Here is a 22,700-nt window from a genome sequence, read left to right on the forward strand (position 1 = left end):
CACTATTGACACGGTTGAGGGCTTTTTCGGATAAATTAGCCATGGCGTACTGGGCATTCATCGAGCCTAGGGAATGACCGTAAAGATTGACCTTGGCATTGGGATAGGTTTTCATAATCTTATTCAAGGCATCTGAGGCTGCTCGTAATTGGGCAGTTGACTGGTCATAGTTCCGCGGATAGGGTGTTTTTTCTTCTGTCCAGATACGATTAGCCAGAACCATATCGTTTTCCAGCCAGTCATTCCGAAAATCCTCTGTCAGCACTTTGTCCGGACCTGCAGACCCTCGGAAGAGAACCGTCACTTCCTCAACCTCACTAGGCTTTTGATTGAGATTGTCTACTACCGCATAGACCTGCTCGCCAGCGCCAGAAGTATTGTCGTAGACTTTAGAAACATAACCTACAGTTTTACCATATTCAGTCTGGACTCGACGCTCAACCTTATCCATATTCGGCTGATACTCAGTCATAGCAATTTGAAGATTATCCTCGTTCAAATATTTGTCTTTCACCTCTATTCCTCCTTTCCATAGTATTTTTCTTGAGTTTTCCAAAACTTGGGAGAACTTGTATAATAAGCTGAATAGTATGTCCCATCTTCATTTTCGATTAAATTTAGGCCTACATCCATTTTTTTATCTTCATTGATAATTAATGTAACCATTAGCCCCCCCATGGGATTATAGTCCAAAGAACTTTTTTCTACTTGATAAGAATGGATAAATCCTTCACCAGTAAATGCATTAGGGTCTTCATTCTTCAAATAGTCCTCATAAACCTTCCTCGCCTCTGGGCTAGTGGCAATAGCAACCATTTTCTCATGTTCTCTGTGCTGCATGTAGGCTATTCCTCCTCCAATTGTGATAACGACTGTGGCAATAACAGCCAGAATAATTTTTACTTTCTTACTCATTACTTTAGCTCCTTTATGTTAGCCTATCAAGTAAGACAATGTCTTACCTCATAGTATAGCATAACTATCCTAAAATCTATATATCTAAATTAAATAAACAATCGGGCGATAGAATAACAAAAACCACAAGACTGTGGTTTTTTTTAAACTATTTGACTGCCTCAAGAGCGGCGTCGTAATCAGGGTGCTGAGACATTTCATCCAAGTACTCCACATAACTAATCTGATTGGTCTCATCAAGGACAAAGACTGCACGCGCCAACAGGTGCAGTTCCTTAATCCATACCCCGTAAGCCTCAGCAAAGGAATGGTCAAAATAATCCGATAAAATGCTCACGTGGTCAAGACCGGCCGCAGCACACCAACGCTTCTGAGCAAAGGGGAGATCAACCGAGACTGTAATCACAGCAACTCCACTATCAGCCAAAGCTTCATTGAAACGTCGCGTTTGCGCATCACAGACACCTGTATCAATAGACGGTACGACACTGATGATTTTGGGACCTTCAAAATCAGTCAAGCGCTTCTTACTCAAATCGGGTGCTGTCAGGAGAAAATCTGGTGCCAAATCTCCGACCGCTAAACGATTGCCTTCTAAAGTAATGGGTGAACCTTTGAATGTAGCCATATGTCAGCCTCCTTTATGCTTACATTCATTGTAAACCAAATCATATCGGCCTGCCAAACCATTTGATTGTGAAAAAAATCGTAAATCAGCTGACAGCGGATAAACTACCAAAAAAGAGACTGGGTAAAAGGTTCCAGCCTCTTTAGATAAGCCTGTAATCAGCTGACAGACCTGAGTGAAAATTATGCTTCTCTCTTAGGCTGCCTCTTCTGTAAACTGACTATTATACAAGTCAGCATAAAAACCGTTCTGAGCCATCAGCTCTTCATGATTTCCCTGTTCAATGATATTACCGTCTTTCATGACAAGGATTAAATCAGCGTTTCTGATAGTCGACAGGCGGTGGGCAATGACAAAGGAGGTACGTCCTTCCATCAGTTTATCCATGGCTTTTTGAATCAATTCTTCCGTTCTCGTATCAACCGAAGAAGTCGCTTCATCCAAAATCAGTAAAGGAGCGTTTTTCAGCAAGGCACGGGCAATCGTCATTAACTGTTTCTGACCAACTGATAAGCTAACCGAATCATCCAAGACCGTATCATAGCCCTGAGGAAGGGTCTTGATGAAATGATGTACTCCGACAGCCTTCGCCGCCCTTTCCACTTGATCATCACTGATACCTTCTTGATTAAAGATTAAATTCTCTTTGACCGTTCCTTCAAAAAGCCAGGTATCCTGAAGTACCATTGAAAAGGCATCATGTACTTCTTCGCGCTTCATGTCATGAATATTGACCCCATCAATCGCGATTTTACCGGTATCAATCTCATAAAAGCGCATTAACAGATTGACGATAGTGGTCTTACCGGCTCCCGTTGGACCGACAATCGCAACTTTCTGACCAGGCTTAGCCTGAGCGGTAAAGTCGTGAATAATGGTTTTGTTCGGATCATAGCCAAAGGAAACATTCTCAAAGTCAACCAGACCTTCCACCTTGTCAAGCTGCTGACTTTTTTGATCCTCTGCTTCCATTTCTTCCTCTCCTAGGAATTCAAACACACGTCCCATAGCAGCATTGGCCGACTGCAACTGGGTAATCCCTTGAGCAATCTGAGAAATTGGTTGAGTGAAAATACGAACATAAGTCATAAAGGCTACAATCGTCCCAATGGTAATATCCCCCTCAATCGCCAGACTGGCACCAACAATACAAACCATAACATAGCCAAAATTTCCGATGAACTGCATCATGGGCATCATAATACCTGAAAAGAATTGAGACTTCCACATACTGGCGTAAAGCTTCTGATTAAGAGACTCAAATGTATCCTTGCTTTGCTGACGGGCATTGTAACTGCTAACCACGTTATGACCTGAATAAATTTCCTCCACAAAACCGCTGATTTCAGCAAGATTAGCCTGCTGACGCTTAAAGAGAGGCTGACTTCTCACCATGATAATACTGCTAAGGGCAAAGCCGGCAAAAACAGAAATAATTGCTGTTGCTGCCAGACTGCCATTTGTCTTAATCATCATGAAAACAGAGCCAATCAAAAGGACAATAGAGGAGGTCATGGTGACCAAACTTTGGTTGAAAGACTGGGTCATCAAATCCACATCGTTGGTTACCCGCGACAGCGTATCCCCTTGAGAATGGCTGTCAAAGTAGCGAAGCGGAACCCTATTGATTTTATCGGCAATGGCATTTCGCAGCCGTTGTGAAAACTGTTGAATCAGAGTTGATACAATGAAGCTAGCAATATAAGAAACAAGGGCGCCACCAATGTAGAGCATGGCCAAGGTCAAGGCAATACTGGCAATTTTGTCCAGATCAATTGTGCCTTGAAGCCCTTTTGTAATGGTATCGGTCATCTCCTTAAGACGGTCTGGTCCCAGAACAGTAATAACACTTGAAATCGCCGTAAAGATAAGGGCCAGGCCAAAAGCTGCCTTGTAACCCTTTAAGTAAGGAGCCATCTGACCTAATAGTGATCTTGTCTTTTTAGTTTTCATTGTCCAACTCCTCCTTAGATAATTGTGAGTAAGCAATTTCCTGATAAATAGCATTGCTTTCAAGCAATTCTTTATGGGTTCCCTGACCAACAACCTTCCCTTGGTCTAAGACTAAGATCTGATCTGCATCCATAATGGTTGAAATTCGCTGAGCCACGATCAATTTTGTCATATCTTTCGTTTCCTCAGCCAAAGTTTGACGGAGCAGGCGATCCGTCTTGTAATCAAGCGCCGAGAAGGAATCATCGAAAATCAGAATCTCAGGTTTGCGGGCAAGGGCTCTGGCGATGGCCAATCTCTGTTTCTGACCGCCGGAAAAGTTAGAACCGGACTGAGCCACAGGACTGTCCAGCCCCTCTTCTTTGGCTTCAATAAAGTCTTTGGCTTGTGCCAATTCAAGAGCCTGCCAAATCGCCTCATCTGTCAAAGGAGAGGCTTTACTTTGGCCAAAGGTCATGTTCGATCTGACCGTACCGCTAAAGAGAACTGCTTTTTGAGGGATATAACCGACTTTATCATTCAAATCCTGATGAGAATAATCTTTCACATTAACCCCATCCACTAAAATTTTTCCTTCCGTCACATCGTAAAAACGCGGAATTAAATTAACCAAGGTTGACTTACCAGATCCAGTAGATCCGATAAAGGCAACCGTCTGACCTGCCTCAGCTTTGAACGAAACATGCTCAATAACCGCACGTGAATTTTTACTATAACGAAAAGAAACATCGTGAAATTCAATTTCTCCTGTCTGCCCATCTTCTGTCGCAGATGATGCTCTAAAGATGACAGAAGGTTCTAGATCCAAGACTTCATTGATCCGCTTAGCAGAAACCAAGGCTCTCGGAAGAATGATAAAGATAGCCACCATCATCATAAAGCCGATGACGACCTGCATGGCATAAGAAGAGAAAACAACCATATCGCTAAAGACGGATACTCTGTCTTTTATCGCTGAGGCTGCAGCAGCCATGCTGGTTTGAGGAATCTTGACATCATTAATCAGGTAGGCCCCTATCCAATAGATGGCTAAGGTCAGACCACTCGAAACCAAGGTCATGACTGGATTCATCAAAGACATGAGACGGTAAACAAAGAGGTTAAGCCTCGTCAAATTGTCATTGGCAGCCTTAAATTTATTGTCCTGATAATCTTCGGCATTATAAGCACGAACGACACGAACCCCTGTCAAGGATTCTCTTGTAATAGCATTAAGAGCATCTGTTAGTCCCTGTACCTTGCGCTGTTTAGGAAAAGCAACAAAAAGCAAAACACTTAAAAGAATCATTACGATAAAAACAGCAACCCCAACAGACATCGTCCATTCACTGCTTTTACCCCAGATTTTGGTCATGGCCCAAATTGCCATGATTGGCCCTTTGGTCACCACCTGCATCCCCATCGTAATTAACAGTTGGAGCTGGGTTAAATCATTCGTTGTCCGTGTCAAGAGACTAGGGATTGAAAAGCGCTTGACCTCCGCCTCTGAGTAATCCATGACCTGATGAAAAATATCAGACCGCAAACGAGTGGTAAAGCTGGCCGCTGTTCTAGCTGCAAGAAAACCAACTAAAACCGAGGTGAAAAAGCTGCCAAATGAAAAGAGGAGCATCTTGGAGCCTGGATCCATAATATCAGATACCTTTGTCCCCTTGGTTTGAAGCAGGGTTGTAATATCTGACATGTATTCAGGGGTTTTGAGGTCCATCCAAACAGCCAGTCCCACTAAAAGTGTACTGAGCAGAACCATCCCCCATTCTTTGGTATTTAATCGTTTAAAAATCTTCAGCATTCTCTTCTCCCTTCAACTGTTCCTGCCTGATATTTTCTTTCAGCTGCAGAATGACGCGCCTGACTGTTTCAAAATCCTCTGGACTTAGGTTCCTGCCCAACAATTCATGAACATGGTCCTTAAAGACTTGAAATTTCTTAGCTTTCTCCACACCATAATCGGTTAAGACAAGATATTTGACCCGCTTATCTGCCTGAGAGGGACAAACCCTGATAAAACCATTTTTTTCCATTCGCTTGATTAGGTTTGAAGTGACCGATTTAGAGGTCTCCAGCATCTTTTCGATATCCTTGATGGATAGCTGGGTCTCTTGATGGCTTAAGAGATAGGTGATGACCAGCCCTTGGGGTCCTCCTAGATGCTCAACACCGTGAATCTTAGCCTGATGATCCAAAAACTGCTCAACTTCCTTCACAAAACCTCTCAGCATTTGCAGTGGATTTACCATACAATCTCCTTTTGTTCTCATGAGAACCTTTTTTCGCTAAGAGTATTCTATCACTTTCTCCCCTCATGTCAAGAAAAAAAGTTCTCATGAGAACTTTTTTCACTCTTAAAGAATCCAATCCTAAACCACCTACGGTTTTCACGACACATAAAAAGGACTTGCCTAAAAGTCCTTTTACCTGAAATATGAAATCATATGCCCTTCCGACAACTTTTTCATCGCAAATAACTGGTAAAAATGGTTGTCTACGGGGTCTTCTAAATCTGTAACAACATGAAACATTCTGACATGGGAAAACTGATCCCAGACTTTTTGAAAAAGGGGTGCTGCCAATCCCTTGTTGCTGAAATGCTTTTTCACAATCAAATCTTGAACAAGTACCATATATTCTCCATCACCAATACAGCGGACAAAGCCTACTAAAACGTCCTTGTGATATGCCCCTAAAAGATAGAGAGAATGGTCAAAGGCACGCGCTAATTGTGGTTGTCGTCTGTTAAATAAGATAGCCAATTTGCTTCAGCGTAGATGTCTTTAACAGCTTCCAGCTCCTGACTGGTGACTTTTTTGTAAACAATCATCCCTTTTCTCCTTTTGTCGAAAAAATATAGACTCCTCGTTACTTATGTCTCCAGTCATAAATTGCAATAGTTGGTCTATCATTAGTTCCACCCCAAACGCTGATACTGTATTTTTCGTTAACTATAATCGAGTCATTTCCATCAAAATCATATCACAAGCAGTCAACCTTAGGCAAGTCAATAACATCTAAATGATAGATTGTTGTAGCGATGACAATTAGACGTCTGCTTAAATAAAAAAAGAAGCCTTAGGCTTCTTTTATCTTATTGGAGAACAACTTAAACAACACCTTGCGCTGACATGGCTTCGGCAACTTTGAGGAAGCCTGCAACGTTAGCACCCAGTACAAGATTGCCTTCTTGGCCAAATTCTTGAGCTGCTGCCGCTGCATTTTCATAGATGTCTTTCATGATACCGTAAAGTTTGGCATCCACTTCTTCGAAGGTCCAAGGCGTCCGCTGACTGTTTTGAGCCATTTCAAGGGCAGAGACAGCCACACCGCCTGCATTGGCAGCCTTGGCAGGACCGAAGGAGATACCTTCCTTATGGAAAACAGCAATCGCTTCAAGGGTTGAAGGCATATTGGCACCTTCGGCAACTGCGATACAGCCGTTAGCCGCCAGTGTTTTAGCGTCTTCTTCATTGAGTTCATTTTGAGTAGCGCATGGGAAAGCAAGGTCAGCTTCGATGGTCCAGATAGAAGGGCCGCCTGCTGGTGTAAAGACAGCACTCGGATGGTGTTCCGTATACTTCACAATACGGGCGCGTTCCACTTCTTTCAGCTGCTTCAAGGTATCCAGATCGATGCCATTTTCATCGTAAATATAACCTGATGAATCAGATACCGCAACAACCTTAGCCCCTAACTGGTGAAGCTTTTCTGTCGCATAGATAGCTACATTTCCTGATCCAGAAACAATGGCTGTCTTGCCGGCAAAGTCTTCACCGCGCGCTTTAAGCATTTGTTCTGCAAAGTAAACAGCACCGTAACCTGTCGCTTCTGTACGGGTCAGAGAACCGCCATAAGTCAAGCCTTTACCTGTCAAAACACCGGTATATTCGTTACGAAGACGTTTGTATTGACCGTAGAGATAGCCGATTTCGCGTCCGCCGACACCAATATCACCCGCAGGAACATCTGTATCTGCACCGATATGCTTGCTCAGCTCAGTCATAAAGCTTTGACAGAAACGCATGATTTCTTGGTCTGATTTTCCTTTAGGATCAAAGTTAGATCCTCCCTTACCGCCGCCAATAGGCTGACCTGTCAAGGAGTTCTTAAAGATTTGTTCAAACCCAAGGAATTTGATAATGGACTGATTAACTGATGGGTGGAAACGAAGACCGCCCTTATAAGGACCGATAGCGGATGAGAACTGTACACGGTAACCGCGGTTGACTTGTACTTGCCCTTGATCATCCACCCATGGCACACGGAAGGAAATAATCCGTTCCGGCTCAACCAAGCGCTCCAATAAGTTCTCTTCGATGTACTTAGGGTATTTGTCAAAGACGGGTACCAAAGATTCAAATACTTCTTCGACTGCCTGTAAAAATTCTGCTTCATGAGCGTTGTTGGCCTTCACTTTTTCGAACACACCAGCAACATACTCTCTGCCTTTTGTCATCTATCTTATCCTCCGTATCGGCTGTTTTAGCAATCAATCTAAGATTACCCTTAATATTATAAATTTTCAGAATATTCTTGTCAAGACTTTTTCCTAAAAAATAAGAAAGACGTGCTAAGGATAGCACGCCTAAGTTCCTTATAGTCTGATGACTTCCACCTTGTAGCCATCTGGATCGGTTACAAAATAATAGTGGGGCTGAGAGCCCGGAAGTCCTTTGAGGTCCGTAACGGTATAGCCCGCCGCCTGATGTTCGCTATGGCTCTTTTCTAAGTCTTCTACACCTACTGCCAGATGTCCATAGCCATTTCCCAGATCGTAGCCTTCATGACCGTAGTTATAGGTCAGTTCGATTTCAAAATCATCTCCTTGCGTCTTGAGAAAAACAAGTGTAAATTGGTGATCGGGAAAATCCTTACGGCGAACTTCCTTGAGCGGAAAAGCCTTGGTATAAAACTCAAGAGAGGCCTCCAAATCCTTGACACGGATACAGGTATGTAACATTTTCATCACATGACTCCTTTTTGATATGATATACTCATCATAGACCAAAATTTTGCCTTTGACAAGTAAAAAAAGCTTTTACTTTAGGGCTTTTTCTGTTATTCTTATAGGTAAGTTTTATCTAGATGATTAAGGAGATGTTTCATGAAAAATCTGACACTTGTTGTAGGTCTCTTAGCTCTTTTGCTGGGAATCTACCTTTTTACCAACCCCTTACTGACCGTAGCCTGGCTGGGCTGGCTGCTGGGACTGATTGTCTTGATTTCTGGAATTGTCGGTGTGGTCAGTTACCTCAATCGAGATGAAACCTCTAAAAATGTCTGGCAACTGATTCAATACCTCATCTCCATCTTTTTAGGGTTCCTGCTTTTGTCCAGTTCCATTTTCTCGATTACAAAAATCGCCTTCACCATCGTGGCCTATTGGACCGTTTTTATTGGCATCACACGCCTCATGGTTGGTTTTCGCCTCCGTCAGGCGGGTCTGACAAATGGCAATAGACATATCCTGTCAGCCCTTATCACTATTTTAATCGGCCTGATTTTTCTCTCACAGCCAATCTTGTCCTCCGCTATAATCGGTCGCTTTATTGCCCTTCTTTTTATCACAGCTGGGATTTCAACACTATTCTTATCCTTTAGACTGCCTTCTTAATAACCATTTAAGTCAAAAAACAGACGCCTAAAGCGTCTGTTTTTTTTGTCTCCTTACAAGTAGCGAGCTACGCCATTGCGGTCAATCGTAATGACTCGACCATTAGGAAGTGTTACCCGACGGCGATTATAGACAAGACTTCCTGTCTCTTTGTCATAATAACGCAGAATACCTCTTTCATCGGTTGCCACATCTCCTTTGACCTGAACTCCCTTATCGTTAAAGAAGAGTTTCTGACCGTTGATGGTTTGGCTGCCTTTAAGTGCCTTACCGTCCGCTCCGAGATAATACCAGTTGCCGTTGCTGTCTGCTTCAAAGCGGTTGGTTCTAAGTTCTCCAGAATTGGCATCATAGTAGGTCACATTGCCTTGCGCATCGGTGATAAAGACCCCTTTAGCTTGTTTGCCGTCGCTATAGAAATACAGTTTTTGACCATTGATGGTCTGACTGCCTGTGACAGCATTGCCGTTTTGGTTAAAGTAATACCAGTTATTCTGACTGTCAGCGACAAAACGATTAACAGCCAGCTCTCCGGAGTCTGCATCATAGTAGGTCTTTTGTCCTGAAGCTATTGTCACAATGACTCCTTTAGCCTGCTTGCCATCACTGTAGAAATACAGTTTTTGACCGTTGATGGTCTGGCTGCCTGTAACAGCACGGGCATTGGAAGCAAAATAGTACCAACTTTCACCTACTTGGACAAAACGATTGTAAACAATAGCGCCTGAGTCTGCGTCAAAGTAAACCAGACCGCCATTGTTCGGCAGGCTGACCAACTCGCCCTTGACCTGTTTACCATCAGCACCAAAGTAATAGACTGAACCGCTGATGGTCTGGAGACCTGTCAGGACAATGCCATCATTGCCGACATAGTACCAGTTGCCGTCGCTGTCGTTGGCAAAGCGATTGGCCGCCATAGTACCAGAATTATCATCAAAATAGCGTTTCTTGCCGTCTTTGTCTGTTACCCACTGTCCCTTAATCTGGAAACCATTGTCATCAAAATACTGGGTAACGCCATTAATCGTCTGAAGACCAACTGCCATACGACCGTCACTGAAGAAATAGCGCCAATTGGTGCCTGCTGCACTATCAAATGAATAATAGTTGTTCTTATATTGTTCTCCCAGATTACCAAAGTAGAACTTGCTGCCATCAGCATTTTCTAAGATAGCATTTCGTAATTGAACGCCATTAGAAAGGAAATAATAGGTCTCACCGTCTATGTCTTGCTTGCCATAAACCATGTAACCATTTTGATCAAAGTAATACCAATTATCTTTAGCGTCTTTAACGAAGGCTGCCTTGGCCTGATAACCGCTGGTCGAGTAGAAAGTCATGCCTTTGCTGTCTTTTACAAAGCCTGTCTTAGCCTCCTGATTCGTCAGCTGTTTTGGCAAATAGCTCTTGTCATCGCTCAGGGTGAAGTATTGGTCGCTCGCTCCATCTCCCAGAACATAATAAGCCCCTCTGCCCAGGATATTGGTTCCGTTGAAATACTTAGCTTCCCATTCGGTGATTTTTTCGTTTGTCGGCATCTTCTGACCATTTGAAATCTGTACTCGTTCAAAGATTTCTGGGTATTTAGCCTTAAGTTCATCTAAGAAGGCGCCACCATACTGACTTTGATAATCGCTGCCGCTTGACTTGGTATTGGCAACATAGAGTGTGTCCTTGATTTCTGATCCTTGACGGTAAACGCCATAATTATTGACACGTGTTGCTGTCACGACTTCTTTGCCAGGAAGATTATAAATTTGGTCTGGAACCCAGTCAGCAATCGCCTGAATGCCATTTCGGTGCAAGGTTTTCAGCACATTGATTAAATCTTCTTTGGAGCCGTATTTGTTATTCTTGCTCATCGCAAGGTCGTAGCGATCTTCAAAGGCATAACCATTGAGGATGATGGCATCAAGGAATGAGCCGTCTTCAGATGACACGTACTGAGGCGGAAGTTCAAACGAGGTAACGCCCCACTCTTTGAAGAGATTGATATTTTCAACAATCTTCTTATTGGTGTATTGAGACGGGTCTGTGACAAAGTCTTGGAAGTTTGAGAAGCCTTCGTAGATGAGCTGAGAGTCTAGGGCTGCTGAAGCATTGTAAACTTGACCGTCTGCATTAGCTTGATTACTGGCTGCAACGCGGACATCCTGATCCTCACTAGCTCCGACAGGAACCCAGACACCTAGGAAACCTGACACCTGAACATTGCTGTAGCCCTGAATATCAGCGGCTGTAAAGACAAGGTTACCGTTAGCATCTGTACGGCGGATTAAGCTGCTAGGTGTCTCTGCATCGGTAGCATAGATGGACAGGCCATTGGCTGTTGTTGTCACCAATGGACGGTAATCCTGATTGGCATGCGCTTTCCCCATGGCCAGAACCACTTGATCTGTTGCATTCAACTTCAGACTAGGATTATTGCTGGTAATGACACCCATTCCCTGTGTCCGAGTTGCTGCTGTTCCTGCGTCTGTTGCTTCATTGGCACCAGTACCATAGCGGACAGACGTTAGAACACCGTTATAAGACCAGTCCATATTGGCAGTATCTCCCTGAACATAGGTGATTTTCATGTCCTGACCGCCAGCAGCGTACTTGATACGGGCTCTTAGCAGGGCATCAATCGCATCATAATAAGGAGACTTGGTCGCCATATACTGTCCATCGTCCGTGTACATATCTCCATAATAAAGACGGGTAATCGAATCCTTATTGGACAGCATCAGGGCATAGGCCGTTGGGATGTTAAACTGGGTGTACTTCTTATCCGCCTGGCGCATATCTTCATTATAAATCTTAAAGGCCTGTTTCAGTTCATCTAGGGTAAAGGTCAAGCCATCGGTCTTAGGATTGATATTATCCTTGATGATTTTGGCAATAACAGTCTGCACCTCACTGTCATGGGCTCTAATGAAGATATAGTTAGCCATACGGTCACTGCTTTTGCCTTCTGCCGAACGGTCGTTCAAGCTATTGGTAATGGTTGGTTCTAGACCGCTGCGCTCGCTTAAGGGACGCGCCAAAGCGTACAAGAGAGATAGGCGCAATTTATTATCAATCGGCAGCTGAGCGCCTTTCGTATCCTGATTGTAGTATGGATCGTTGTCGGACCAGGCTTCCAAAATGGATAAGTGATTGATGGCATTGCTCTCGCTCTTATCAACTCCATAGTAGGATTTGAAATAGTCTGAAGCAATCTGCAAGAGGTCTGCATTGACATTATCGACAGCATCTACCCGAACACCGTCAAAGTTGGCTTCAGGATCATTGGCCACAATTGTCCCAAAATTCATCAGGTAATGCAGCCAGTTGAGCTGTTCTGCCTGTACGGCAGGGTTGGAGTTATCAATGTCATTGGCTAATAAGAATTCATAGCCACCTATTGAGTTGTCAACGAAATACTTCTGCTCTCCTGTCTGGCTGGTCGGTGTGCGATTCAGGAGACGATAGTCTGAATTAGCATAAGCTGTCAAATCACTATTTTCGTAAAGGAGGGCACCGCCCTGCAAATGATCTTTTGAGCTTGCTGAGGTGTCTGATTCCGTTGCGTTATTCCAATTATCCTGACTTTTAACAAAGCTCAGCATGATCTCACGCAGCCATTGAGTCCCCTTCACCTGAGAAATCTTAGCTTCAATTTTTTGCTGAACAAGCTGTGAAGCCAAGGTTAAATTTTCTTGACTGGTCTCAACATTATAGGTCACACCTGTTCCTAAACCTTGATCATTCATATAATTAAGGTAGGCCACCTGTGTCTGCTTATCAGGCCACCAAGTCATGAGCAAGGGTCTGAGATCACTTTCTGTGGAGGCAACCCACTCCTTACCATCTTTCAAAATGTCCTTAGGGCGGTACCAAGAATCGGCGGTCAGGTAATTGTCAACCGTTTCTAAGTTAGCGGATTCTAGAGAAAGAATCTGATTATGCGGCGTATAGTTGTTAACCAGTGAAGATAAACCTTCTGTAAACTGATAAGCAGAGGAATCTGTTACAGCACCTGTCTCCTTATCAAAGTAAAGCGTTTTTCCATCAACAGTAATGGCAAAATTCTTTTTAGCTTGTCCATCCTCGCCGATGTAGTAATATTTACCATCGATCTGTTTAACATTTGGGATATTAAGCAATGACTCAGTCGCACTAACCGCTGCAGCTGTCTGACTAGTGGTACTGGTCTGCGCTTGGCTGGAGGCTGTCCTACTGGCTTGAGTACTTAAAGTAGCCGATGATTCAGTGGTACTGGCCTGACTACTTGATGTGGTTTGCGCCTCCGTGGTGACCGTCTGAGTTGTCGTTTCCGCCTCAGTGCTGGAGCTGACAGCCTCTGTTCTTGACGAGCTGACCTGACTGGTCGTGGTCACTTGATTCGGATCGGTATCAGCTAGGACCGTCGAGCTTAGACCGGATCCTAAAACCACCACACTGGAAGCGACTGCGATAGTCACCCAATGTTTTTTAACTTTCCTAAGTTTGTAGATTATTTTCTTTTCCATAAAGAATCCTCCTTTTCTACACCCACATTATAAATTGGATTGATTATAAATAGTGTATCGTTTCCGTAACATTTTATAGACTTTGTTGCTATTTGGCGTCAAAAAAAGCCCAAAATAGCTTTCAAAGGCCTTTCTTTTCGTTATTGTCATCAAACTGTCATTAAAGGTTAGATTTGTTTTGATGATTCAAACCATAAATACCACAAAAAAGAGCCAAAAAGGCTCTTTGGAATAAAAACAATTTTATCAGTCTTATAAGTACAGAATATCTGCCAAAGCCATCAGCAAAGGAATACTGATGAGAGATAAGACGGTTGTTAAAAGAACAAGTCTCGAACCATATTCGTAGTCACCGCCATATACTTGACTGAGGAGAGCCGCATTTAAGGCTGTCGGTGAAATCGAGGCAATGGTCAAGGCTAGTTTGAGATCATGAGAGCCTACTGGTAAAAAGGCAATCATCATAATACTAATTAGTGAGGTCACGATAAGACGCAGAAAAGCGGTGTAATAAGCTGGTTTATATAAGAAAAGTTCCTTGAAGCTGGTCTTGTAAAAATAAGAACCAAGTACCAAGGTTGACAAGGGAGTATTGAGAAGGGCAAAAGAATCAATAGTGTCACTTAAGACAGCTGGCAGCTGAAAGGGAAGCATAAAAAGACTCAGCCCCACTGCTGTTCCGATAACCGCAGGATTGACAATCAAGGATTTCCAGTTAATCACCTTTCGGTCCTGCGAAATGAGGTAAAGGCCATAGGTCCACTGCATGCACTGGTTGGCGACAACAAAGCCCGAAATGAAAAAGACAGCATCGGCTCCGCCAACAGCATAAGCTAAAGGTGTTCCCATAAAACCAACATTAGCAAAGAGGGTGGCGTATTGGTCCGTGTTGCGGTGCTTAGGCAAAAGGAAGTTGACGATCGGAATTCTCACCAACAAAAGAACAAAGGCTGCCCCTATCATGATACCAAGAAGTCCCAAACGCTGCCAAGAAAAATCTTGTGCCACGAAGGAAGACACAAACAAACTTGGCGCTACAAAGCGTGTCAAGAGCTTAGATAGCTGAAACGTCACTTCCTTGCTAAAAATCTTTTGATGAGCAAAATAAAGCCCCAACAACATTAAAGCAAATAAAACCAGTAGTTTTTGAAATACCAATGCGGCAATCGTCATGACATCCTCCCTTGATAGCCTTTATTATAACATAAGAAGCACCGGATATCTGGTGCTTCTTGCAATTAAGCCTCTTTCTGACTGAACTGGCTCATATAGAGATCATAGTAAAACCCTTGAGCTTCTAAGAGACTTTGATGGTTTCCCTGTTCAATAATCTGACCGTCTTTGAGGACTAGAATTTTATCTGCCTCCTGAATTGTCGACAGACGGTGAGCAATGACAAAAGATGTCCGCCCTTCCATCAGACGCTTCATGGCTTTTTGAATCAGCAGCTCCAAGCGCGTATCCACCGAAGACGTCGCCTCGTCGAGAATCAAAATTTTAGGGTTGGCCAAGAGGGCTCGCGCAATGGTCAAGAGCTGCTTTTGTCCTAAGGAAATATTGCTTGACTCCTGATTCATTTCCATTTGATAGCCGCCCGGAAGCGTCCGAATAAAATGATCAACATTAGCTGCCTTGGCTGCCTCAATAATTTCCTCATCAGTCGCCTGCAGATTTCCGAAACGAAGATTGTCCTTGATACTGCCTTCGTAAAGCCAAGCATCCTGCAGCACCATACCGAACTGAGAGCGATAGGCTTGACGGGAGAGATGGCGAATATCATGTCCATCCACGGTGATGGCGCCTGAGGTGACATCGTAAAAGCGCATCAACAGATTGATAAGGGTTGTTTTTCCGGCTCCTGTCGGACCGACAATGGCAATCATCTGCCCCGGTTCAACATCTAGATTAAACTCTCGAATCAAAGACTTGTCTTCAACGTACTGAAAAGAGACATTTTTAAAAGAAACTTGGCCTGTCAGATCTTCTGACAACTCCTCCCTCACTTGAGAAATCTCATCGGCTTCGTCCAAGACTTGGAAAATCCGCTCCAGAGATGACTTGGCACTCTGCAAAACACCTGCCAGCTGGGTGATGGTCTGAATAGGCTGACCAACCTGCCAGATATACTGGACAAATGCCTGCATGTTACCAATCGTTAAAGTCCCAGACAAAACCTGTAAGCCTCCGAAAAAGGCAACCAAGAGGTAAGCCATATCTGAAATAGCATGCAGGACTGGCATCATTATTCCAGAGATGAAACTAGCCTTAAAACCAACTTCTTGCAATTCAGAAGTGATTTTCTGAAATTCCTTGCTAGAACGTTCTTCCCGTCCATAAAGTTTAAGGACATTAAAGCCAGTCAGATTCTCCTGGACAAATCCATTCATATCCCCAAGGACATTTGCCTGTTTTTTAAAATAAGGCTGAGACTTGCTCAGGATAAAGCGAGCACTGAAATAAGTTGCCGGAATACTGATGATCACAATCATGGCCAGCTGAAGATTGAGGTAGAGTACCATGCCAACCACTAAAATCAAGGTCAACACAGCATTGATGATTTGGAGAAAACTCTGCTGTAGCGCATTTGAAACGGTCTCGACGTCATTGGTGAAGCGTCCCAGCATATCTCCAAACTGATGCCGGTCAAAATAAGAGATGGGCATACGATTGATTTTCAAGCTCAAATCATGCCGCAGGTCTTTGATAGAGGCCTGAACAGCCTTAGTCATAAAATAGTTAGAACCATAAGAGCCAATCTCATAAAAGAGAGCCCGGGTAAAATAAAGCAAGAGAATCCAGAAGATATAAGGGGTGTTAATCTGAGCTCCTGGCAGCCCCTGCGCCATCGCTAGTAAGTTCTTGGTCAGTTCAGTGATTGCCAGACCCAAGATAAACGGCTCCAAAACACTCATTAGAGATGTCAGAGCCTTCAGAAAGACTGCCAATAGCAGAGAAACTTTGTAGGGTCTCAGATAAGACCAGGTTCTTAAAAAGACATTTTTTTCCTTCATGGACTCACCCCTCTTCCTGCAAGTGTTGGCTATTAAGCTGAGAATTGGCGATTTCACGATAGATTGGATTTGTTGCCACCAATTCCTCATGAGTGCCGCGACCCACAATTTCTCCCTGATCCAAGACAATAATCTGATCAGCGTCCATAATGGTTCCCACGCGCTGAGCGACAATTAAAACCGTCGCATCTTGAGTGATGCTTTTGAGGCGTCGCCTTAAAATAGCATCGGTTTTATAATCCAAGGCTGAAAAGGAATCATCAAAAATAAAGATATCAGGCCGTTTAATCACGGCTCTGGCAATAGATAAACGCTGCTTCTGACCACCAGACAGATTGCTGCCCCCTTCGGCCAGATGGGCTTCAAAGCCTTCCTCCCTGCTGTCAATAAACTCCTTAGCCTGAGAAACATCAGCCGCCTCTTCTAATTCAGACAGACTGGCATCTTCCTTACCATATTTTAGGTTGTCACCGATGGTTCCGGTAAACAAGAGAGCCTTCTGTGGGATAAAGCCAATCTTCGAACGCAGAGCCTTGACATGATAATCTCTGACATCAACGCCATCCACTAGGATTCTTCCTAAGGTCACATCGTAAAAACGGGGAATCAGGTTGACAAGCGAGGACTTGCCTGAGCCTGTTGAACCGATAAAAGCAATCGTCTCACCCGGTTTTGTCTTGAAGCTGATATTATGCAGGACAGGACTTTCTGTCTCCCCCGGATAGGCAAACGTCACATTATCAAACTCTAAATAACCTCTGGTCTTCGTTTCTTTAATGCCATCTTCGTTGGGATTGATGGAAATAGGCAAAGTCATCACTTCTTCAATCCGTTGACTGGAAACTGCCATCTTAGGATACATGGTAAAGAGATTGGCAAATATGAGGAAGGAAAACAGCGCATGGAAACTGTACTCAATAAAAGCAACCACATCACCAATCTGCAGCTGTCCCTTGGCTAACGGATCCAAAGCAAACCAAACAATGGCCACAATCATGGCAATGATAATCTGAACAAAGAAAGGTTCGGTCAGCCCCGTCAGAATGAACAGGCGTTTTGACGTATCCGCATAAAGCGCGTTTTTTTCTTCAAAGCGTTGCTCCTGAAACGCTTCACGGGCAAAGGCACGAATCACACGCAAGCCTGTTAGGTTCTCACGGACATACTGATTGAGTTTATCCAATGTCGCTTGTTGCTTTTCTGAGATAGGACGGGTTTTGACAGCCACATACCAGACCACAACAATCAAAAAAGGAATGGACACGGCAACGATCCAAGCCAAAGACGGACTGGTCAGTAAAATCATAACCACACTAAAGAGCATCATCATAGGCGTGACGATTCCCAGACGTAAGGCTTGTTCTGCAAACTGCATGAGAACAAAGGCATCGCTGGTCATGCGCGTCACCAAAGAAGACACGCCAATCTGCTCATATTCGTGATGTGAGTATTCCTGAAGCTTGTCATACATGTCATTACGCATATCCTTGATCATGCTTGTTGTCAATTTACCGGCTGCATAAATCAAAACAATACGGCCAAGAATACCAGCAAGCACAACCGCAAACATGACCCAGGTCCAAAAATAAAGAGCAGGCTCGTCATTCTTTGTCAGCCCCTGATCAATCATACGCGCTAAAACAGTCGGCAGTCCTAAATTAACCACTACAATGAAAAAGCCGCCAAAGATATCTAATATCAGCCATTTCGGGTATTTTTTTAAATAAGACCAGATGAGTTTCATAACATCCTTTCTTTTCCTTATAAATCTTTTAACATCCAAAGGTCCATGCTAGAGTGGCTACCAGCATCGGGTAGAGGAGCAGGCAAGGTCTGGAAACCGTAGGCTTCGTAAAGCCTTACGGCACTGACAAGTCTTGGCGTTGTTTCTAGATAGACCTGCTTATAGCCAAACTTTCTGGCTTCCTCAAGAACAAAGGTCAGCAGCTGACTGCCATAGCCCTGCCTGCGATAGGTTTTATCCGTGTAGAGTTTCTGAAGTTCACAAACCGTATCTGTAATAGGAGCGAGACCACCCCCTGCCACAACTGTCTTATCTTGCTTAATGACCCAGTAGCCAGCTCTGTTAATCCCTTGATAATAATGGTAAAGGTCGTCTAGCTGAGGATCCGTATAAGCAGTTCCTGGAATAGCCAGGCCTTCTGCTTCTAAAGAAGTCCGAATGAGGTTGGCAAGGTTCTCATTATCCTCAGGCGCCATCTTGCTGATTGTCATTAGGTCTCCAATTCACTTAAGTAGTCGTAGCGTTCGTATTTTTCAAGCAAGCGCTCGTTTTGAGTATCAACTTCTTCTTGCAGCTCCGACAATGCCGCAAAATCGCTGCCGCAGTCCTGCATAGCCTCTTCTAGACGAGAAATAGTCTCTTCAAGTTCAGCAATATCAGCCTCAATCGTTGCCCATTCTTGTTTTTCAAGGTAAGACATCCGGTCTTTAGATTTCTTTGGTTTTTCAGCTTTGGCAGAGACTTTTTCCATCAACGGATCCTTATCCTCCTGATGGTCTATAAACGCTTTTTCGTCCAAATAGTCCGTATAGTTTCCATAAAACTCTCGAATATCCCCTTCCTCAAAGGCTAAAACCTTAGTCGCTACCTTATCCAAAAAGTAACGGTCATGACTGACCGTGATAACAGGTCCTGAAAAATGCTGCAAAAATTGTTCTAAAACTGTTAAGGTGGCAATATCAAGATCATTAGTCGGTTCATCCAACAAGAGAAGATTAGGTTTTCCAAGTAGCAGTTTCAAGAGATAAAGCCTCTTCTTCTCACCTCCCGACAGTTTAGCAATCAGGGTTCCATGCATAGATCTAGGAAAGAGAAACTGTTCCAAAAGTTCTGAGACGCTGGTTTTTCCCAGACTTGTATCAACCTGATCAGCCACATCCTGAAGATAGGCAATCAAACGCTGGTTGGGATCCATATCCTTTATAACCTGTGAAAAATAAGCAATCCTCAGGGTCTCCCCTCTGATAATCTGACCAGAATCTTCTTGCAAATCCCCCTTGATCAAGTTTAGGAGGGTTGACTTCCCAACACCGTTATCCCCTACAATACCGATGCGATCCTTATTTTGAATCAGAAGATTAAACTGCCTTAAAATCTCTTTTGAGCCAAAGGAAAACGACACATTCTTAAATTCAACCACCTTTTTCCCAATACGACTGGTATCAAAATTCATTTCCAAGGAGGCAGACGAAGACACTCCTGTCAAATCACCTTTTAGGTTATGAAACCGATCAATGCGCGCCTGCTGCTTGGTCGCTCTGGCCTGAGGCTGTGTCCGCATCCAAGCCAGCTCCTGCTTATAGAGCTGCCTTTTCTTATGCAGACTGGCCGCATCACGCTCATCTTGCTCAGCTTTCAGGCGGACATAATCTTGATAGTTCCCTCGATACTCTGTCAGCTTTGCCTGATCTAGCTCAAAAATGCGTGTCGACACCTGATCTAAAAAATAACGGTCATGGGTGATAAAGAGGACCGTTTTTTTGCTGGTCTTCAAATAATCCGTCAGCCAGGCAATGGTTTCAATATCCAAATGGTTGGTTGGCTCATCCATAAGCAGCAAATTAACATCTGATAGAAGGACTTGAGCTAACTGGACACGGCGCTTCATTCCTCCTGATAGCTCTTTGATTTTCCCATGAATCGCTGTAATTCCCAATTTTGACAGAATTGTTTTGACTTCACTTTCAATTGCCCAGGCATTAAGCGAGTCCATTTCAGCCATAATTTGATTTAACTTCTCCTGATGACTGTCATCATAACCAGCCAAAAGTTCCTCATAAGCCTTGATAAGCTGCATTTCCCTCAGTTCTGATGACAGGACTGTCTTCAAAACAGTCTCTTCCTCATCAAAATAAGGTTGCTGCGTTAAATAAGCCATCCGATACTGACTTTTTGACGAAAAAGGAGACCGATCACCGTCAAATCCCAGTTTGCCCGACAGAACATCTAAAAGCGTTGATTTCCCTGTCCCATTGACACCGATAATGCCGATTCGGTCAAAAGCATGAATGATAAATGAAATGTTATGAAAGACAGTCTTATCACCGACTGTCTTGCTCAATCCTTCTACTAAAAAATCGCTCATTCGTGGTCTTTCTTTCTAATAAAATCAAAAATAGCTGCCTTGTTATTAGCCAACTGTCCTGCGACAATTAAGGCTTCTATTTCGTTCAGAAGACTGCCCAATTCCGGCCCCGGTTTAAGGTTCAGTTCTTTGATAAGGAGGCCTCCATTCACCACTATTTCATGACGGTTATGGATTAAAAGCCTCTTATCCAGTTCCTCAATTAAGTCAAAATCCACCTCTAATCCCTGAGCCTGCCTCAGCTCCTCACAGAGAAGCAACAAGTCTTTCCCATAGCGGTAAGCATCCATGGCCTGAAAGCTGCCAGATAACCGATATCGGTACAGAGATACCAGCTGGTCTACGGTTTTTTGAAAAGCATTTGACGTTTTCCACTTTTTTAAAAATAAATCTGGTTTTTGCTTGGCGATAGCCAGCAACAAAGCAGCCCAGGCTTGCTCAGAATTGGTAAAAACAAAATCGGGCTGATAAGCTGTCAGCAAATGCTTCAGACCCTCTTGGGCATCCTGCAATAGAGGAAGATAGCAATAAGCCTGACTCGTCAGCAAAAGCTCTATTCCTTTTTTCCAATAGGGGGCTGTCAGCAGCTTATCAAATTCGATAAAGGAACGCTCAACCGAAATTTTTTCCAAAAGCGGAGCGTGTGTTTTCATCGCTGCAAAGGTTTTTTCTTCAATCCTAAAATCAAGACTGGCAGCAAAACGCAAGCCTCGCATAATCCGTAGCGCATCTTCCTCGAAACGTTCGTCTGCTACTCCAACCGCCCGTAAAATCCCATTGTTTAGATCTTCCAGTCCCTTAAACTTATCAATCACCCTTGCTTCATCATCAAGAGCAAACGCATTGATGGTAAAATCACGGCGCTTGAGGTCTTCTTCTAAAGAGCGGACAAAAGACACCTGACTGGGCCTGCGATAGTCAACATAGACATCCTCAGTCCGAAAAGTTGTCACTTCATATTCGCGATTTCCTTCTAACACTAAGACCGTTCCGTGTTCAATTCCGACATCAATCGTTTTAGGAAAAATCGCCTTGGTTTCCGAAGGATAAGAACTACTGGCAATATCAACATCGTGAATAGGACGCTGCAATAAGGCGTCACGGACACTGCCTCCCACAAAATAAGCCTCATAGCCGGCTGCTTTGATTTTTTCCAATATGGGCAAAGCCTCCTGAAATTCAGAAGGCACGTTTTTTAATCTCATAACAAATGTTCCAAACCATAAACAAGCTGATGGCGTTTAACCACTTCTTTTATCCCAATGTTGACACCACTCATAAACGAAATCCGATCATAAGAGTCATGCCGAATCGTCAGGCCTTCTCCCTGAGCCCCAAAAATCACTTCCTGATGGGCAACCAGACCTGGCAAACGAACACTGTGAATCCGAAAACCGTCAAACTCAGCTCCGCGCGCACCTGCTAAACTTTCTGCCTCATCTTCTGCTCCTTGCTTTTTGAATTGACGGACATCACGAATCAATTCAGCGGTTTTTAGAGCCGTTCCACTCGGTGCATCCTTCTTCTTATCATGGTGAAGTTCGATAATCTCCAAATCTGGGAAATATTTAGAAGCCTTAGCTGCAAACTCCATCAGGAGAATAGCACCGATGGCAAAATTAGGTGCAATCAGCCCTCCTAGAGCTTTTTGCTGCGATAGCGCAATCAAGTCCTCAATCTGCTTTTCCGTAAAACCAGTTGTCCCAACGACCGGAGCAAAGCCATTCTCCAGCGCAAAATGAGTATTGTCATAGGCCACCTTAGGCATGGTAAAATCTACCCAGACATCAGCAGCAAACCCAACCAGCTGCTCCTTATCTTTAAAAACAGGAACACCGTCAAGTTCTTCTTCCTCAGCAAAAGGATCAAGTAAGGCAGCTAATTCTAAGTCTTTATCTCCTTTGACCATGTCAAGAGCGGTTGCCCCCATCTTTCCCTTAAATCCTGCAATGATGACCTTAATACTCATATTATCTCCTC

At 43.7% G+C, this 22,700-nt stretch carries 17 protein-coding genes and 1 pseudogene; 1 reads left to right on the forward strand and 17 read right to left on the reverse strand.

The window, feature by feature from the left end:
• The 9 genes from A3GY_RS0102945 to gloA all read right to left on the reverse strand — a co-directional run.
• Nucleotides 1-514: Mbeg1-like protein (locus tag A3GY_RS0102945; RefSeq protein WP_018029914.1), on the reverse strand; the 514-nt coding region annotated here is incomplete at its 3' end.
• A 2-nt stretch (nt 515-516) separates the two neighbouring features.
• Nucleotides 517-915, reverse strand: a complete 399-nt coding sequence (locus A3GY_RS0102950) for a DUF1310 family protein (protein WP_018029915.1) — start codon at nt 913-915, stop codon at nt 517-519.
• Nucleotides 916-1,063: 148 nt separating this feature from the next.
• The gene (tpx, locus tag A3GY_RS0102955) at nt 1,064-1,543 is read right to left on the reverse strand and encodes a thiol peroxidase (protein WP_018029916.1); all 480 of its coding nucleotides are present in this window, start codon (nt 1,541-1,543) and stop codon (nt 1,064-1,066) included.
• A gap of 195 nt (nt 1,544-1,738) precedes the next feature.
• Nucleotides 1,739-3,496, reverse strand: coding sequence for an ABC transporter ATP-binding protein (locus A3GY_RS0102960; RefSeq protein WP_018029917.1), 1,758 nt, complete (start codon nt 3,494-3,496; stop codon nt 1,739-1,741).
• Nucleotides 3,486-5,288: an ABC transporter ATP-binding protein gene (locus A3GY_RS0102965; protein ID WP_018029918.1), complete on the reverse strand. Its 1,803-nt coding sequence runs from the start codon at nt 5,286-5,288 to the stop codon at nt 3,486-3,488. The genes A3GY_RS0102960 and A3GY_RS0102965 overlap by 11 nt, the downstream gene beginning before the upstream one ends.
• A complete protein-coding gene (locus A3GY_RS0102970) occupies nt 5,272-5,736 on the reverse strand; it encodes a MarR family winged helix-turn-helix transcriptional regulator (RefSeq protein WP_018029919.1) in 465 nt (154 codons plus the stop codon). Before A3GY_RS0102970 ends, A3GY_RS0102965 begins: the two co-directional genes overlap by 17 nt.
• A 174-nt stretch (nt 5,737-5,910) precedes the next feature.
• On the reverse strand, nt 5,911-6,249 hold the full coding sequence (locus tag A3GY_RS10225; RefSeq protein ID WP_111703017.1) for a GNAT family N-acetyltransferase: 339 nt from the start codon (nt 6,247-6,249) through the stop codon (nt 5,911-5,913).
• A gap of 347 nt (nt 6,250-6,596) precedes the next feature.
• Nucleotides 6,597-7,946 carry an NADP-specific glutamate dehydrogenase gene (gdhA, locus tag A3GY_RS0102985; RefSeq protein WP_018029922.1) on the reverse strand — a complete coding sequence of 450 codons (1,350 nt, stop codon included), beginning with the start codon at nt 7,944-7,946 and terminating at the stop codon, nt 6,597-6,599.
• A 138-nt stretch (nt 7,947-8,084) separates the two neighbouring features.
• Entirely contained in the window at nt 8,085-8,456 is a 372-nt protein-coding gene (gloA, locus tag A3GY_RS0102990; protein WP_018029923.1) for a lactoylglutathione lyase, read from the reverse strand.
• 138 nt (nt 8,457-8,594) lie between these two features.
• Here gloA and A3GY_RS0102995 point away from each other — a divergent pair, with 138 nt between their 5' ends.
• Nucleotides 8,595-9,104, forward strand: a complete 510-nt coding sequence (locus tag A3GY_RS0102995) for an HdeD family acid-resistance protein (RefSeq protein ID WP_018029924.1) — start codon at nt 8,595-8,597, stop codon at nt 9,102-9,104.
• A 122-nt stretch (nt 9,105-9,226) separates the two neighbouring features.
• Here A3GY_RS0102995 and A3GY_RS0103000 read toward each other — a convergent pair.
• From A3GY_RS0103000 to dapB, 8 genes and pseudogenes are all read right to left on the reverse strand, one after another.
• A pseudogene (locus A3GY_RS0103000) lies at nt 9,227-13,600 on the reverse strand (glycoside hydrolase family 70 protein); the annotation flags it as partial.
• A gap of 252 nt (nt 13,601-13,852) precedes the next feature.
• Complete coding sequence (locus A3GY_RS0103005) at nt 13,853-14,773, reverse strand: AEC family transporter (RefSeq protein WP_018029926.1); 921 nt, start codon at nt 14,771-14,773, stop codon at nt 13,853-13,855.
• A 65-nt stretch (nt 14,774-14,838) separates the two neighbouring features.
• Nucleotides 14,839-16,611 carry an ABC transporter ATP-binding protein gene (locus tag A3GY_RS0103010; RefSeq protein ID WP_018029927.1) on the reverse strand — a complete coding sequence of 591 codons (1,773 nt, stop codon included), beginning with the start codon at nt 16,609-16,611 and terminating at the stop codon, nt 14,839-14,841.
• Between the two features lie 4 nt (nt 16,612-16,615).
• Nucleotides 16,616-18,355, reverse strand: a complete 1,740-nt coding sequence (locus tag A3GY_RS0103015) for an ABC transporter ATP-binding protein (RefSeq protein WP_018029928.1) — start codon at nt 18,353-18,355, stop codon at nt 16,616-16,618.
• A gap of 17 nt (nt 18,356-18,372) precedes the next feature.
• Complete coding sequence (locus A3GY_RS0103020) at nt 18,373-18,846, reverse strand: GNAT family N-acetyltransferase (RefSeq protein WP_018029929.1); 474 nt, start codon at nt 18,844-18,846, stop codon at nt 18,373-18,375.
• Nucleotides 18,846-20,720 (reverse strand): ABC-F family ATP-binding cassette domain-containing protein, encoded by a 1,875-nt coding sequence (locus A3GY_RS0103025; protein ID WP_018029930.1) that lies wholly within the window; start codon nt 20,718-20,720, stop codon nt 18,846-18,848. Before A3GY_RS0103025 ends, A3GY_RS0103020 begins: the two co-directional genes overlap by 1 nt.
• Nucleotides 20,717-21,925, reverse strand: a complete 1,209-nt coding sequence (locus A3GY_RS0103030) for a CCA tRNA nucleotidyltransferase (protein ID WP_018029931.1) — start codon at nt 21,923-21,925, stop codon at nt 20,717-20,719. Before A3GY_RS0103030 ends, A3GY_RS0103025 begins: the two co-directional genes overlap by 4 nt.
• A complete protein-coding gene (gene dapB / locus A3GY_RS0103035) occupies nt 21,922-22,689 on the reverse strand; it encodes a 4-hydroxy-tetrahydrodipicolinate reductase (RefSeq protein WP_018029932.1) in 768 nt (255 codons plus the stop codon). The genes A3GY_RS0103030 and dapB overlap by 4 nt, the downstream gene beginning before the upstream one ends.
• Nucleotides 22,690-22,700 lie beyond the last annotated feature (11 nt).

It is taken from the genome of Streptococcus ferus DSM 20646 (assembly GCF_000372425.1).
Lineage (GTDB): Bacteria > Bacillota > Bacilli > Lactobacillales > Streptococcaceae > Streptococcus > Streptococcus ferus.